The sequence below is a fragment of the Streptomyces sp. N50 genome, assembly GCF_033335955.1.
In the GTDB taxonomy this organism is placed as follows: Bacteria; Actinomycetota; Actinomycetes; order Streptomycetales; family Streptomycetaceae; genus Streptomyces.
Genome location: NZ_CP137549.1, coordinates 2,072,491 through 2,086,483, shown reverse-complemented (window position 1 = coordinate 2,086,483; position 13,993 = coordinate 2,072,491). Strand labels below are relative to the sequence as shown.

Annotated in this window: 15 protein-coding genes; 9 read left to right on the top strand and 6 right to left on the bottom strand. The window is 71.7% G+C overall.

Annotated features, from left to right (window positions below; genetic code table 11):
• Positions 1–50: 50 nt before the first annotated feature.
• From R2B38_RS08945 to lgt, 9 genes are all read left to right on the top strand, one after another.
• Positions 51–692 (top strand): TIGR02234 family membrane protein, encoded by a 642-nt coding sequence (locus R2B38_RS08945; protein WP_318015745.1) that lies wholly within the window; start codon positions 51–53, stop codon positions 690–692.
• Positions 693–970: 278 nt separating this feature from the next.
• Positions 971–1,219, top strand: coding sequence for an HGxxPAAW family protein (locus R2B38_RS08940; RefSeq protein ID WP_318015744.1), 249 nt, complete (start codon positions 971–973; stop codon positions 1,217–1,219).
• Positions 1,220–1,320: 101 nt separating this feature from the next.
• Positions 1,321–1,779 (top strand): DUF2752 domain-containing protein, encoded by a 459-nt coding sequence (locus R2B38_RS08935; protein WP_318015743.1) that lies wholly within the window; start codon positions 1,321–1,323, stop codon positions 1,777–1,779.
• A gap of 126 nt (positions 1,780–1,905) precedes the next feature.
• On the top strand, positions 1,906–2,715 hold the full coding sequence (trpC, locus tag R2B38_RS08930) for an indole-3-glycerol phosphate synthase TrpC (protein WP_033284500.1): 810 nt from the start codon (positions 1,906–1,908) through the stop codon (positions 2,713–2,715).
• Positions 2,716–2,736: 21 nt separating this feature from the next.
• On the top strand, positions 2,737–2,952 hold the full coding sequence (gene trpM, locus R2B38_RS51275) for a tryptophan biosynthesis modulator TrpM (protein ID WP_411978430.1): 216 nt from the start codon (positions 2,737–2,739) through the stop codon (positions 2,950–2,952).
• A gap of 58 nt (positions 2,953–3,010) precedes the next feature.
• On the top strand, positions 3,011–4,300 hold the full coding sequence (gene trpB, locus R2B38_RS08925) for a tryptophan synthase subunit beta (RefSeq protein ID WP_318015742.1): 1,290 nt from the start codon (positions 3,011–3,013) through the stop codon (positions 4,298–4,300).
• Positions 4,297–5,112, top strand: a complete 816-nt coding sequence (trpA, locus tag R2B38_RS08920) for a tryptophan synthase subunit alpha (RefSeq protein ID WP_318015741.1) — start codon at positions 4,297–4,299, stop codon at positions 5,110–5,112. Before trpB ends, trpA begins: the two co-directional genes overlap by 4 nt.
• 90 nt (positions 5,113–5,202) lie before the next feature.
• On the top strand, positions 5,203–5,982 hold the full coding sequence (locus tag R2B38_RS08915) for a DsbA family protein (RefSeq protein ID WP_318015740.1): 780 nt from the start codon (positions 5,203–5,205) through the stop codon (positions 5,980–5,982).
• A gap of 103 nt (positions 5,983–6,085) precedes the next feature.
• Complete coding sequence (gene lgt, locus R2B38_RS08910) at positions 6,086–7,051, top strand: prolipoprotein diacylglyceryl transferase (RefSeq protein WP_318015739.1); 966 nt, start codon at positions 6,086–6,088, stop codon at positions 7,049–7,051.
• A gap of 58 nt (positions 7,052–7,109) precedes the next feature.
• Here lgt and R2B38_RS08905 read toward each other — a convergent pair whose 3' ends face one another.
• From R2B38_RS08905 to R2B38_RS08880, 6 genes are read right to left on the bottom strand one after another with little or no spacing between them, the layout of a single operon-like run.
• Positions 7,110–7,922, bottom strand: a complete 813-nt coding sequence (locus tag R2B38_RS08905) for a CoA ester lyase (protein ID WP_318015738.1) — start codon at positions 7,920–7,922, stop codon at positions 7,110–7,112.
• Entirely contained in the window at positions 7,919–9,121 is a 1,203-nt protein-coding gene (locus R2B38_RS08900) for a CoA transferase (RefSeq protein ID WP_318015737.1), read from the bottom strand. Before R2B38_RS08900 ends, R2B38_RS08905 begins: the two co-directional genes overlap by 4 nt.
• Complete coding sequence (gene rbsK / locus R2B38_RS08895) at positions 9,118–10,014, bottom strand: ribokinase (protein WP_318015736.1); 897 nt, start codon at positions 10,012–10,014, stop codon at positions 9,118–9,120. The genes R2B38_RS08900 and rbsK overlap by 4 nt, the downstream gene beginning before the upstream one ends.
• Positions 10,011–11,366, bottom strand: a complete 1,356-nt coding sequence (locus tag R2B38_RS08890) for an ADP-ribosylglycohydrolase family protein (protein WP_318015735.1) — start codon at positions 11,364–11,366, stop codon at positions 10,011–10,013. The genes rbsK and R2B38_RS08890 overlap by 4 nt, the downstream gene beginning before the upstream one ends.
• Positions 11,354–12,520, bottom strand: coding sequence for an ADP-ribosylglycohydrolase family protein (locus R2B38_RS08885; RefSeq protein WP_318015734.1), 1,167 nt, complete (start codon positions 12,518–12,520; stop codon positions 11,354–11,356). The genes R2B38_RS08890 and R2B38_RS08885 overlap by 13 nt, the downstream gene beginning before the upstream one ends.
• Before the next feature lie 8 nt (positions 12,521–12,528).
• Positions 12,529–13,845, bottom strand: a complete 1,317-nt coding sequence (locus tag R2B38_RS08880; protein WP_318021617.1) for an ADP-ribosylglycohydrolase family protein — start codon at positions 13,843–13,845, stop codon at positions 12,529–12,531.
• Positions 13,846–13,993: the final 148 nt, after the last annotated feature.

Below are 13,993 nucleotides of genomic sequence, written 5' to 3'. Positions count from 1 at the left end.
CGAGGGTCATATGAACCCCGGGTGACAGTTCGCCCGGGGTTGGAGCGATAGTGGACTCCGTGACTGCTGCTGTTCCTCACCCCCGTTCCGAAGGCGAAGGCCCCGCGCGTGCCGGCCGCCGCAGCCTCGCCGTGGCCCTGCTGAGCGGTGCGCTCGGCGCGGCCGTGGCGCTGCTGGCCACCCGTCAGCGATGGTCGATGGGGACCGCGACGGTGGCCGGCGACGCGTTCCCGCTGTCCGCCAAGGGCAGCGACGTCACGGGCGTGCCCGCGGCGCTCGCCATAGTGGGCCTCGCCGCGCTCGTCGCCGTCTTCGCGGTCCGCAGGACGGGCCGCTTCGCGGTCTCCGCCCTCCTCGCGCTCTCCGGCGCGGGCATCGTCGCCGCGGCGCTCCTCGGTGCCACGGACAGCTCCGCGCTGGACGACAAGGCCGCGCAGGCCTCCGGCGACACCTCGTCCGTCGTGCACGCCTTCGACCACACCGCCTGGCCGTACGTCGCTGCGGTCGGGGGTGGGCTGATCCTGCTGGCTGGTCTCCTCGCCCTCCTCTATGGCCGCCGTTGGCCTGCGATGTCGGGGCGCTACGAACGCAATGGGGCGCCTCGACCCCGGCGGGCCCCAGTGGTTGACCCCGACCGGCCCGAGGACATCTGGAAGGCTCTTGATCGCGGCGAGGACCCCACGGGGGCGTAATGCTCCGCGGGGAGGGGCGAGGATGCGTCCGTCGTCGGTTGGCTGCGGCGCCGTCGTGGCTGGGCGCGCAGTTCCCCGCGCCCCTTTGGGGCGCTGCCGCGGGGGAGCCGCAAATCGACACAGCCCCGCGCCCCTTTGGGGGCGCTGCCGAACCGGGGCGGATACAGGGCCACCCGGAGCAGACACGGGGGCACCCCGGAGCATCGCTTTCGCTCGCGTGCGGAACAATGAAGCGTGAGCGTCTGCTCACACACGTACACAGCAACGAGGAGCACGTCATGGCGGGCAACAGCCACGGTCACACTTTGGCCGCCTGGACCGGTACGACCATCGTCTTCATCGGGTTCCTGGTCGCCGGCGCCTTCATGGTGATGGCGCAGCCGGCCGGCTTCTGGGCCGGAATGGGGATCACGGTCGTCGGCGGCATCGTCGGCTGGGTCATGAGCGCGATGGGAATGGGCATGCCCAAGGACCGTCCCCAGGACCTGACCGAGCTGCTCGGCAAGACGGCGCACGCCGACAGCTGAGACGTGGCTGTCAGCCACCACTTCGTAGAGGGGCGGTCCCCCGGGAGCACCGGGAACCGCCCCTCACGCGCGCGTGCCGCACGAAAGGGCCAGGGGGCACAATGCGAGACGTGAACGCCGACAGCCAGAGCGTGCCGAAGACACGCGCCCCTGGTTCCGCCTCCGTGCTGATGAACCGCGTCGCCGTACCCGTCGCCGTCCTCGCGGCCGTGGCCGGATCCTTCGCCTACGTCGGCGCGGTCGACCCGAACCAGCCGGGCCACTACCCCGTGTGCCCCCTGTACCGCCTCACCGGCCTGTACTGCCCCGGCTGCGGCGGCCTGCGCAGCGCGCACGAGTTCATCCACGGCGACTTTCTCGCCGCGCTCCAGGACAACGCGATCGCCGTGGTGGGCTATCTGGCCTTCACGGTCGTATGGACCGTCTGGGTGGTCCGTGCGGCGCGCGGCAGGCCCGCGCGGATCGAACTCGGCCGGGTCCAGCTGTGGGGTCTGGGCGCGTTGGTGCTGGTCTTCACGGTTGTCCGGAACCTGCCGTTCGGTGGCTGGCTACATCCTTGATCAACCGGCACATGTCCAGGTAGTGGGACCGGCGTCAACCGGATGCGAGGCCTACGCCTTCCTCCGGATACCATCGTTGTCAGATGTGACCATGGCTTTTCCACCGTCCGGAAGGGGGCCGCTCGCGTGAGTGTGCTCGACGAGATCATCGACGGAGTCCGTGCCGACCTGGCGGAACGGCAGGCGCGCGTCAGCCTCGACGAGCTCAAGGAGCGCGCGGCGAAGGCTCCCGCTGCCAAGGACGGCGTCGCGGCCCTGCGCGGCGACGGCGTCAAGGTCATCTGCGAGGTCAAGCGCTCCAGCCCCTCCAAGGGCGCGCTGGCCGCGATCGCCGACCCGGCGGGCCTGGCCGCGGACTACGAGGCGGGCGGCGCCGCCGTCATCTCCGTCCTCACCGAACAGCGCCGCTTCGGCGGCTCCCTCGCCGACCTGGAGGCCGTCCGCGCCCGCGTGGACATCCCGGTCCTGCGCAAGGACTTCATCGTCACGTCGTACCAGCTCTGGGAGGCCCGGGCCTACGGCGCCGACCTCGCCCTGCTGATCGTCGCGGCCCTGGACCAGCCTGCCCTGGAGTCCCTCATCGAGCGCGCCGAGTCCATCGGACTCACGCCGATCGTCGAGGTCCACGACGAGGACGAGGTCGACCGCGCGGTCGACGCCGGCGCGAAGATCATCGGCGTCAACGCCCGCAACCTCAAGACCCTCGAGGTCGACCGCGGCACCTTCGAGCGCGTCGCCCCCGAGATCCCCGACCACATCGTCAAGATCGCCGAGTCCGGCGTCCGCGGCCCCCACGACCTCATCGCCTACGCCAACGCGGGCGCCGACGCGGTCCTGGTGGGCGAGTCCCTGGTCACCGGCCGCGACCCCAAGTCAGCGGTGTCGGATCTGGTGGCGGCGGGCGAACACCCGGCACTGCGCCACGGCCGCAGCTGATCACCCGGTAGGCTGCCCCCGATGACACTCACCCTGACCCCCATGGACCGGCACGCCCGCCTCGCGCGCGGCTGCCGTCCGAGGGGTTGCCGTGCGCCCGCGAGGCGCGTTCACGGCCGTCGGGTGCGTTACGTCATCGGAGACGAACCTGGGCAGGTAAACGGGCGTCGATGGCAGCAGGCCTCTAGGGGCGCGGGGAACTGCGCGACCAGCCCCAACGGGCCCGCAGCCAACTAACAACCCCCCGTCCCACGGCGATTAGTGTCTTCCCACAAACTCACCGTGAGGTTTCCGCATGCCCAGCGAGTTCTTCATCCCAGACCCCGACGGCCAAGTCCCCACCGCCGAGGGCTACTTCGGCGCCTTCGGCGGCAAGTTCATCCCGGAGGCCCTCGTCGCCGCCGTGGACGAGGTGGCCGTCGAGTACGACAAGGCCAAGCACGACCCCGAGTTCGCCCGCGAGTTGGACGACCTCCTCCTCAACTACACCGGCAGGCCAAGCGCGTTCACCGAGGTACCCCGTTTCGCCGCGGAAGCGGGCGGCGCCCGGATCTTCCTCAAGCGCGAGGACCTGAACCACACCGGCTCGCACAAGATCAACAACGTTCTCGGCCAGGCCCTGCTCACGAAGCGCATGGGCAAGACCAGGGTCATCGCGGAGACCGGCGCCGGCCAGCACGGCGTCGCGACCGCCACCGCCTGCGCGCTGTTCGGCCTCGAATGCACCATCTACATGGGCGAGATCGACACCCAGCGCCAGGCGCTGAACGTGGCCCGGATGCGCATGCTCGGCGCCGAGGTCATCGCCGTGAAGTCCGGCAGCCGCACCCTCAAGGACGCGATCAACGAGGCCTTCCGCGACTGGGTCGCCAACGTCGACCGCACGCACTACCTCTTCGGCACGGTGGCCGGCCCGCACCCCTTCCCCGCCATGGTCCGCGACTTCCACCGGGTCATCGGCGTCGAGGCCCGCCGCCAGATCCTGGAGCGCGCCGGCCGCCTCCCCGACGCGGCGATCGCGTGCGTCGGCGGCGGTTCGAACGCCATCGGCCTGTTCCACGCCTTCATCCCGGACGCGGACGTACGCCTCATCGGCTGCGAGCCCGCCGGGCACGGCGTCGAGACGGGCGAGCACGCGGCCACGCTGACCGCGGGCGAGCCCGGCATCCTGCACGGTTCGCGGTCCTACGTCCTCCAGGACGAGGAGGGCCAGATCACCGAGCCGTACTCGATCTCGGCCGGACTGGACTACCCGGGCATCGGCCCCGAGCACTCCTACCTCAAGGACAGCGGCCGCGGCGAGTACCGCGCGGTCACCGACGACGCGGCCATGCAGGCCCTGCGCCTGCTGTCGCGCACCGAGGGCATCATCCCGGCCATCGAGAGCGCCCACGCGCTCGCCGGCGCGCTGGAGGTCGGCAAGGAGCTGGGCAAGGACGGGCTGATCGTCGTCAACCTGTCCGGGCGCGGCGACAAGGACATGGACACGGCCGCGCGGTACTTCGGCCTGTACGACACCAGTGCCGATGCCGAGGTCGCGGCGAACACCGCCGACGTCGCGGAGATCGAGGGGGACGCCAAGTGAGCGGCAACATCCGGCTGTTGAGCGACACCCTCGCCGCCGCCAAGGCCGAGGGGCGCGCCGCGCTCATCGCCTATCTCCCGGCCGGGTTCCCGACCGTGGACGGCGGCATCGAGGCGATCAAGGCGGCCTTCGACGGCGGCGCGGACATCGTCGAGGTGGGCCTGCCGCACAGCGACCCCGTCCTCGACGGTCCCGTCATCCAGACCGCCGACGACATCGCCCTGCGCGGAGGCGTCAAGATCGCCGACGTCATGCGCACGGTCCGAGAGACGCACGCGGCGACCGGCAAGCCCGTACTCGTCATGACGTACTGGAACCCCATCGACCGCTATGGCGTCGAGCGCTTCACCGCCGAGCTGGCCGAAGCGGGCGGCGCCGGGTGCATCCTGCCCGACCTGCCCGTCCAGGAGGCCGGGCTGTGGAGGGAGCACGCCGAGAAGCACGGGCTCGCCACGGTCTTCGTGGTCGCGCCCAGCAGCAAGGACGCCCGCCTCGCCGAGATCACCAAGGTCGGCACCGGCTTCGTCTACGCAGCCTCCCTCATGGGCGTCACCGGCACCCGCGCGTCGGTCGGCGCGCAGGCACAGGACCTCGTCGAACGCACCCGGGCCACCACCGACACGCCCGTGTGCGTCGGACTCGGTGTCTCGAACGCCCAGCAGGCCGCCGAGGTGGCCCGCTTCGCGGACGGCGTGATCGTCGGCTCGGCCTTCGTCAAGGGGATGCTGGACGCGCCGGACGACGCGGCCGGCGTGGAGGCGGTCCGCGCCCTCGCGGCCGACCTCGCGAAGGGCGTGCGCGGACAGGCGTAGCGCATCGGCGTAAAGGAACAACCGTCCCCCGTATGGGTGGACCTGGGACCGGGGAGGCGCGCTGCGCCTCCCCGGTTCGTTCTGCGGGGTGTGAGCGAGAAGAACCGTGACGGAAAGCGCACCGCCCGCGAGCGGCTGGCGGTCGAGCGTGAGAAGCAGAAGGCCTCGGAGAGGCGGCGGCGCACGCTGATCGTGGCCGCGAGCGTCGTCTGCGTGCTGGGTCTGGCATCGGTGATCGGCGTCCTCGCCGCGAACCATGGCAAGGACGACAGCGGCAGCAGCAAGGCGGGCCCCCTGGTGGCACCCTCCGGGGCGACCGGCAAGGACAGCCTGGCGATCCAGGTCGGCAAGGACAGCGCCAAGCCGACGCTCACGGTGTGGGAGGACTTCCGCTGCCCGGCCTGCCAGGCCTTCGAGACGGCGTACCGCTCGACACTGCACGAGCTGACCGACTCCGGGCAGTTGAAGGTGCAGTACCACCTGGTCACGATCATCGACGGCAACCTCGGCGGCACCGGCTCCAAGCGCGCGGCCAACGCGGCGGCCTGCGCCCAGGACGCCGGAAAGTTCCGCGACTTCCACGACGTGCTGTACGAGAACCAGCCCAAGGAGACGGACGACGCGTACTCCAGCAACGCCAAGCTGATCGAGCTGGCGGGCAAGGTGAAGGGTCTCGACACGCCCGCGTTCCAGAAGTGCGTCAACAGCGGTACGCACGACAGCTGGGTCACGAAGTCCGCCGCCGCGTTCCAGGCCGGCGGATTCACCGGTACCCCGACCGTCCTCTTCGACGGCAAGAACATCTACGCGGACCAGACGATGACCCCGGCGAAGCTGAAGCAGCTGGTCCAGGCGGCCAACAAGGGGTAGCGCGGGGTAAGCGGGCGGGCCGGTTTTCACACCGGCCCGTTATGGAGCCGTAGCCGGGCCGCTTGCCGAGGTCACGGTCCGGCACGGTAGCGTCGACCCTGCCATGGAAACCTTTGCCTACATTCCCAGCCCTTCGCGCGGGGTCATCCACCTCGGCCCCATTCCGCTGCGCGGCTACGCCTTCTGCATCATCATCGGCGTCTTCGTCGCCGTCTGGCTCGGCAACAAACGCTGGGTCGCCCGCGGCGGCAAGGTCGGGACGGTGGCCGACATCGCTGTCTGGGCCGTGCCGTTCGGCCTCGTCGGCGGTCGCCTCTACCACGTGATCACGGACTACGAGCTGTACTTCAGCGAGGGCCGCGACTGGGTGGACGCCTTCAAGGTGTGGCAGGGCGGCCTCGGCATCTGGGGCGCGATCGCGCTCGGCGCGGTGGGCGCGTGGATCGGCTGCCGCCGCCGTGGCATCCCGCTGCCGGCCTGGGCCGACGCGCTGGCCCCCGGCATCGCCTTCGCCCAGGCCATCGGCCGCTGGGGCAACTGGTTCAACCAGGAGCTCTACGGCCGCGAGACGCACCTCCCCTGGGCGCTGCACATCACGTCCTCGACGGACGGCCGCGTCCCCGGCTACTACCACCCGACGTTCCTGTACGAGTCGCTGTGGTGCGTCGGCGTCGGCTTCCTCGTCATCTGGGCCGACCGCCGCTTCAAGCTGGGCCACGGCCGGGCGTTCGCGCTGTACGTCGCCTCGTACTGCGTCGGCCGCGGCTGGATCGAGTACATGCGCGTCGACGACGCCCACCACTTCCTGGGCCTGCGGTTGAACGACTGGACCGCGATGATCGTCTTCCTGCTCGCGGTCCTCTACTTCGTGATCTCGGCGAAGAAGCGCCCGGGCCGCGAAGAGGTCGTCGAGCCTGACACGGACGCACCGGCCGATGAGACCGACGGCGACGACAGCACGGCGGCCTCGGAAGAGGAGCCGAAGGAAGACGCGGACGCCGAGGAAGCGGACGCGGCGACCGAAGTGGATCTCAAGAAGGACGAGGCCGAGTCCGCGAAGAAGGGCTGACGGCCGGTTCTACGACGATGAGGGCGCCCCGTGTTCGACGGGGCGCCCTCATCGCGTCTCAGGTCCGGCGCGCCAACGCGAGCGTTCGCTGCGCGGCCGTCACCACCGCCGCGTCGATGAACCGCCCGTCGGGAAGGGCCTGCGCGCCCGCCTCCCGCATGGCCGCCTTGACGATCGTCTCGGCCTGTTCGATCTCCTCGTTCGTCGGGAGGAACGCGCTCTCGATGACCGGGAGTTGACGGGGATGGATGGCCGCGCGCCCCAGGAAACCGAGGGCACGGCCGTGCGCGCAGGAGGCGGCCAGGCCCTCCAGATCGCGGATGTCCGGGTGCACGGACTGCGGCGGCGGGGCGAGTCCCGCCGCCCGCGCGGCGACGATCACCCGCGAGCGGGACCAGTCGAGACCGGAGTCCTCGCGTACGCCCAGGTCGGCCCGTAGATCCGCCTCGCCGAGCGCGATGCCGTGCACGGAGGAGTGCGCGGCGGCGATCGAGAAGGCCCGCTCGATGCCGAGGGCCGTCTCCAGGAGGGCGTACAGGGGGAGGTCGCGGGCCTTTTCCGCTACGGCTACGACCTCCTCCGGAGACGTGACCTTCGGGAGCCGCAGGCCGGACACGCCCGGGAGGGGTGCGAGGGTGCGGAGGTCGTCGGCGGCCCAGGGGGTGTCCAGGGCGTTCACGCGTACGTGGACGGTGAGTTGGGGTTCAGAGAGGAGTTCCGCCGTGGCCGCGCGGGCGTAGTCCTTGCGGTCCGGGGCCACCGCGTCCTCCAGGTCCACGACGACCACGTCCGCGCCGGCGGCGAGGGCCTTGGCGACGATCGGGGGGCGGTCGCCGGGGACGTAGAGCCAGGTCAGGGGGTGCGCCGTCACAGGGCGCCCGCCTGGCGGAGGGTGGTCAACTCGGTGTCGGTCAGGCCGAGTTCGGTCAGGACCGTGTCCGTGTCGGCGCCGTGCGGGCGGCCGGTCCAGCGGATCGCGCCGGGGGTGGCGGAGAGGCGGAAGAGGACGTTCTGCATGCGGAGGGGGCCGAGTTCGGGGTCGTCGACGGTGGTGATCGTGTCGAGGGCCTGGTACTGGGGGTCCGACATCACATCCCGCACGTCCTGGATGGGGGCGACCGCGGCCTCCGCCTTCTCGAACGCGGCCAGCACCTCGGTGCGGGTGCGTTGCGCGATCCAGTCGCCGACCGCCGCGTCCAGGACGTCGGAGTGCCGGGCCCGGTCCGCGCCCGTCGCGAACCACGGTTCGTCGATCAGCTCCGGGCGGCCGACCAGGCGCATCACGCGCTCGGCGATCGACTGGGCCGAGGTGGAGACGGCGACCCAACTGCCGTCCGCCGTGCGGTAGGTGTTGCGCGGGGCGTTGTTCTGGGAGCGGTTGCCGGTGCGCGGCTGGACGTGGCCGAGCTGGTCGTACCAGAGGGGTTGCGGGCCCAGCGCGGTGAGGATGGGTTCGATGATCGCCATGTCCACCACCTGGCCTTCGCCTGTACGGTCGCGGGCGGCGAGGGCCGTCATCACCGCGTACGCCGTCGCCAGGCCCGCGATCGAGTCGGCGAGGCCGAACGGCGGGAGCGTCGGGGGCGCGTCCGGTTCGCCGGTGATCGCGGCGAAACCGCTCATGGCCTCGGCGAGGGTGCCGAAGCCGGGGCGGTGGGCGTAGGGCCCGAACTGGCCGAAGGCGGTGACCCGGGCCAGCACCAACCGCGGGTTGGCGGAGGAGAGTTCGGCCCAGCCGAGGTCCCACTTTTCCAGGGTGCCGGGGCGGAAGTTCTCGATGATCACGTCGGCGGTCGCGGCGAGGCGGAGGAGCGTGTCGCGCCCGCCCGGCTTCGACAGGTCGAGGGTGATCGCGCGCTTGTTGCGGCCGAGGAGCTTCCACCAGAGGCCGATGCCGTCCTTGGAGGGGCCGTGCCCCCGGGACGGATCAGGCTTGGCCGGGTGCTCGACCTTGATGACTTCGGCGCCGAAGTCGCCGAGCATGGTGGCGGCGAGGGGCCCGGCGAAGAGGGTCGCGAGGTCGAGAACACGCAGGCCTGACAGAGGAGTTGGGGTCGTCGTCCCGGTCATGAGGCGTACTGCTTCTCGATCTCCGCGCGGTACGGCATCGACGCCGTCGCCCCGGGCCGCTGCACGGACAGCGCCGCCGCCGCTGCCGCCCAGCCCAGCGCGTCCCGCATCGGGCGGCCCTCCGCGAGCGCCACCGCCAGCGCGCCGACGAAGGTGTCGCCCGCGCCGGTCGAGTCCACGGCGGTCACGCGGGGCGCCGCCACGGTGAACGGCTCGGCGCCCCGGGCCGCGTACAGGCTGCCCGCCGCACCCAGGGTGACGATCACCTCGGGCACCTGGTCGAGCAGCGCAGCCGCCGCCTCGCGCGGGTCGGTGCGGCCGGTGAGGGCGGTGGCCTCGTGCTCGTTGGGGACCAACAGGTCTACGGCGGCGAGGAGTTCGGGGGGTAGTGGCTGGGCTGGCGAGGGCGTGAGAATCGTCCGGACGCCGTGGCGGCGGGCCGCTTCCAGGCCCGCGATCACTCCGGTCAGCGGGATCTCCAGTTGGAGGAGCAGGGCGTCGGCCGTGGCGATCGTGGCCTCGTCGCCCGGGGCGAGGTGGTCGACGGTGCCGTTCGCGGCGGGGATCACGACGATAGCGTTGCCCCCCTCGTCGTCCACGACGATGTGCGCGGTGCCGGACGGGCCCTCGACCGTGCGCAGATGGTCGGTGTCGACGCCGGAGTGCTCGAAGGTGGCGCGGAGTTGGGCGCCGTAGGCGTCGTTGCCGACCGCGCCGACGATCGTGACGTCGGTCGCGCCCGCGTGGGCCGCGGCGATCGCCTGGTTGGCGCCCTTGCCGCCGGGGATCGTGCGGAACTCCCGTCCCGTCACGGTCTCTCCGCGCTGCGGGGCCTTCGCGACGTAGGCGACGAGGTCCATGTTCGTGCTGCCGAGCACGGCGATGTGGGTCATGGGCGGGCGGTCTCCTGATGGGTGAGCCGGGCGAGGGTGTCGAAGCCGATGCCGTTGAAGTCGCCTACGGAGGTGGCGAGTCGGTTCTTGAGCGGGGCCGTCCAGCGGTCGGGGAGCGCGGTGTCCGAGAGGAGGGCGGCGATGGAGCCGACCGTCGCGCCGTTCGAGTCGGTGTCCCAACCCCCGGACACCGCACGGCAGATGGAGCCGGTGAAGTCGCCGTCCGCGTGGGTGAGGGCGGCGGCGATCAGGGCGGTGTTGGGGATCGCATGGACCCAGTGGTGGGTTCGGCTGTAGGTGGCGTGGAGGTGGTCCACCACCTCGTCGAAGTCCCGGTGTTTCCGGGCCAGTTGGAGGGCGTGGTGAATCGCCTTGGCCAGGCGGGAGTCGGGCGGGATCACCGTCAGGCCGGTGCGCAGGCAGGTGTGGATGTCGTGGGTGCCGGTGGTCGCGGTGGCGATGACGGCGGCCGTGAACATCGCGGCGTAGACGCCGTTCGCGGTGTGGGTCAACGTGGCGTCGCGGTGGGCCTGTTCGGCAGCGGCGGCGGGGTCTCCGGGGTTGGTCCAGCCGTGCACGTCGGCGCGGATCAGGGCGCCGATCCACTCGCGGAACGGGTTGCGGTGGCGGGCCGTTCGCGGGGGTTCCAGGCCGGTGAGGAGGTTGCGGTAGGCGATGCGTTCGGCGGTGAAGGTACGGCCTGCGGGGAGTTCGTCGAGCCAGAGCTTCGCCACGTCGGCGGTGGTGAAGTCCTTGCCTTGGCGCTGCAGCAACAGGAGGTTCAACAGGGGGTAGTTGAGGTCGTCGTCCTCGGGCATGCCGTCGATGTTCTCGGCGAGGGAGGTGGGGGCGGAACGGCGGTTCCAGGGGTGGGCGGCGAGGAGGTCGGCGGGGACGCCACGGGCGGTGAAGTAGGTGGTGAGGGGCCAGTTGCCGGTGGCGCGGGCGAGTTGGCGGATGCCGTCCAGGGTGATCTTCTCGACGGGTTTGCCGAGGAGGCAGCCGACGGCCCGGCCCAGCCAGGCGGCCTCGAAGCGGGCCGGGCGGGGTGGGGAAGTGGCTTGCGGGGTGGGCCAGTTGGGGCAGAGGACGCGGATGCGGGCCAGGTCGGCGGGTTCCTGGTCCGTCAACCTGCTGGGCAGATCGGCCAGTTCGTCCAGCAGGTCTTCCGCGAGCAACCGGAGGTAACGGGTGGGGGGTCGGTCCGAAGCGCCCGCCCGTTCCGGTGCCTCGGCACCGCCCGCCGCCCGCCAGCGTGCCGCGATCGCCGACGGTTCGCGTCCGTCCTGGGCGGCCTGGCGCAGCTCGTGGCCGAGCAGGTCCTCCGGCTGGACCCAGGTCAGTCGGAGCACTTCAGCCCTCCGATCTCGGTGAACGCCGCCTCGTGGGCCCGGCGGCGGAGGACGTCGCGTTCGAAGAGTTCGCGGGTGACGGCGGTGAGGGTGGTGGCCGGTTCCCAGAGATCCAGGCGGCTGGCCTCGGCGACCGTCTTCGACCAGTCCTGCGGGATCGTCGAGCCGAGGGCGCCTGCCACCGCGCCGGCCATCGTCGCGATCGAGTCGCAGTCCCGGCCGTAGTTCACCGAACCCAGCACCGCGTGGCGGTAGTCGCCGCCGGAGACCACCAACATGCCCAGGGCGACGGGGAGTTCCTCGATCGCCTTCGTGCGGGAGGGGCGGCGGGCGTCCAGGGAGGGGGCGCGGTAGTCGGGGCCGACCGTGTCGTACGGCGCGATCGCCTCCCGCAGGGGGACCAGCGCCGACTCGAAGTCCGAGTAACGGGCGGCCACTTCGCAGACCTTCTCGATGGCGGTGCGCGTGCCGTCCTTCGCCAGGGCGAGGCAGGCGGTCACGACCGAGTCGGGGGTCGCGCCTGGGACGCAGGCTGCGGCTACCGCTGCGGCGAAGACACCGGCTGCCTCGCGGCCGTACGACGACTGGTGGGCGCCCGCGATGTCGAGGGCCTCGGCGTAAGCGCCCGCCGGATGGGCCGCGTTGACCAGGCCGACCGGGGCCATGTACATCGCGGCACCGCAGTTGACGATGTTGCCGACGCCGGCCTCGCGGGGGTCGATGTGGCCGTAGTGGAGGCGGGCGGCCAGCCATTTCTCCGCGAGGAAGATGCGCTGGAGGGGGATGGCCTCCGCCTCCAACTCCGGGATCCAGCGCGGGTTTTGCATCAGATCGGGGACGAGGTGGTCGGCGACGGCGTATGCGTCGAGGTGGTCGCGGACCTGGGCGTAGACCCGTACGAGGGCGTGGGTCATCAAGGTGTCGTCGGTGACGTGGCCGTCGCCCTTGTGGTACGGGGCGATGGGGCGGGCCGTGCGCCAGGCCTCGCCGTTCCAGGGGCCGACGATGCCGTGGACGCGGCCGGCGTGGCGTTCGAGGATCTGGTCGGGGGAGTAGCCCTCGACGGGGCCGCCGAGGGCATCGCCCACGGCGGCGCCCACGAGGGCTCCGGTGATCCTCTCCGCAAGGCTGCTTTCTGGTTCTTTGGGCGTCATGCCCTGAATCATCCTCCGGGTGGCGCCGGTTGTGTGGCTTCCAGGAGTTCGGCGAGTTCTACGAGGTCCGTGCCGGTGAGGCGGGGGAGGGCGCAGCCGGAGAGGGTGCGGCAGGCGTCCCGCCAGGTCGCCGGGATCGCCTGTCCGCCGCTGAGGGCTCCGGTGAGGGCGCCTGCGAGGGCCGGGGCCGAGTCGGCTACCCGGGAGAGGCAGGCCGCGGCGGGGACCGCTTCGGCGATACGGCCGCGGGCGGCTGTCGCCAACGCGAGGGCTACCGGGACGGTTTCGGCGGCCGCGATGCCGTAGCTGTAGACGTGGTCGACGATCTGGTGTTCCAAGAGGGGGATCAGGGCGAAGGCGTTGTCGCTGTCCTGGGCCAACTTCAGTGCGTGGCGGGCGTTGCGGCCGATCTCGGTGGCTTCGGGGAGTTCGGCGAGGGCCGCCGCCACGCAGTCGTCCACGTCCTTGCCGACCAGGGCGAGGGAGAGGGCTGCCGCCATGGCTCTGGCGCCGTGGACTCCGTCGCCGTCCTGGGTGTAGTGGGCGTCGAACTCGGCGAGGGCGGCGGCGCGTTGGGGGTCTCCGGGGTGCGCCACGGCCAGTACGCAGGCTCTTACGCAGGCCGCGTCGTCGAAGTAGTGGGGGTTGTCGTGGCCGGTGGCGGGTGGGCGGAGTCCTGCGGCGAGGTTGCCGAGGCCGGCCCGTACCGAGATGCGGGCGCGGAGGGGGAGTACGGCGGACTCCACCTCCGGGGCGCGGTCCGCCGCTGCGGCGACCTCGCTGGCGATGGCGTTCCAGGTGAGGTCGATGGCGGCGCGGGTTCTGCGTTCGCGGCTCAGGTCGCCGAGGACTGTGTCGTCGCCGGCTCTCAGTACGGCTTCTGCGGCGAAGGCTGCCCATTCGGCGTCGTCGGAGGGGCCGAGGCGTAGGGGCTCGGGGGGTTGGTTCAGGGCGATGGGGACAGGGAGGGTGGTGGTCGCGTTCTGTTCCGCGAAGGTGTCCAGTTCGCGGGTCAGGCGGCGGGTCCACTCGGGCATCCGGGCGGCGCGGTGCCGTGCGGCCGGCCAACCAGCGGCATCTCCTGCGGCGAGCCCGAGCAGCAGCCCCTCGATCCGCCTCGCCTCGGCTCCGCCATCGGCTTTTTTGTTCCCACCCGCACCGCCCGTGCAACTTTCGTCGTCGGGTGCGGGTGGCCCTTGTGGGGCGCAATCGTCGTTGGCGGCTGTTCGGTTGAGTGGGGTGCGGGCGGGTGGGTGGGGAGCGTTGTCGGGTGCGGAGGGTTGCTGCGGGGTCGATTCGCCTTCGGCGGCCGGGGGTTGGAGCAGCTGGGGGTGGAGCGGGGGATTGGAGGCGGGTGGCCCTTGTGTCGCGGGTTCGGCTTCGGCAGGTGCGGGTAGCCCCTGCTCGGCGAACTCGCCCCCGGTGACCGCAGGTTCGATCCGTTGCGCGGTCGGCGTCAGACCGTTGCCCTCG

What these genes read in the sequence shown, in the direction of transcription:
- R2B38_RS08885 (WP_318015734.1), bottom strand. Translation starts at nt 12,520, where the DNA reads ATGACGCCCAAAGAACCAGAAAGCAGCCTTGCGGAGAGGATCACCGGA.
- trpM (WP_411978430.1), top strand. Translation starts at nt 2,737, where the DNA reads ATGACACTCACCCTGACCCCCATGGACCGGCACGCCCGCCTCGCGCGC.
- lgt (WP_318015739.1), top strand. Translation starts at nt 6,086, where the DNA reads ATGGAAACCTTTGCCTACATTCCCAGCCCTTCGCGCGGGGTCATCCAC.
- R2B38_RS08935 (WP_318015743.1), top strand. Translation starts at nt 1,321, where the DNA reads ATGCGAGACGTGAACGCCGACAGCCAGAGCGTGCCGAAGACACGCGCC.
- rbsK (WP_318015736.1), bottom strand. Translation starts at nt 10,014, where the DNA reads ATGACCCACATCGCCGTGCTCGGCAGCACGAACATGGACCTCGTCGCC.
- trpB (WP_318015742.1), top strand. Translation starts at nt 3,011, where the DNA reads ATGCCCAGCGAGTTCTTCATCCCAGACCCCGACGGCCAAGTCCCCACC.
- R2B38_RS08940 (WP_318015744.1), top strand. Translation starts at nt 971, where the DNA reads ATGGCGGGCAACAGCCACGGTCACACTTTGGCCGCCTGGACCGGTACG.
- R2B38_RS08900 (WP_318015737.1), bottom strand. Translation starts at nt 9,121, where the DNA reads ATGACCGGGACGACGACCCCAACTCCTCTGTCAGGCCTGCGTGTTCTC.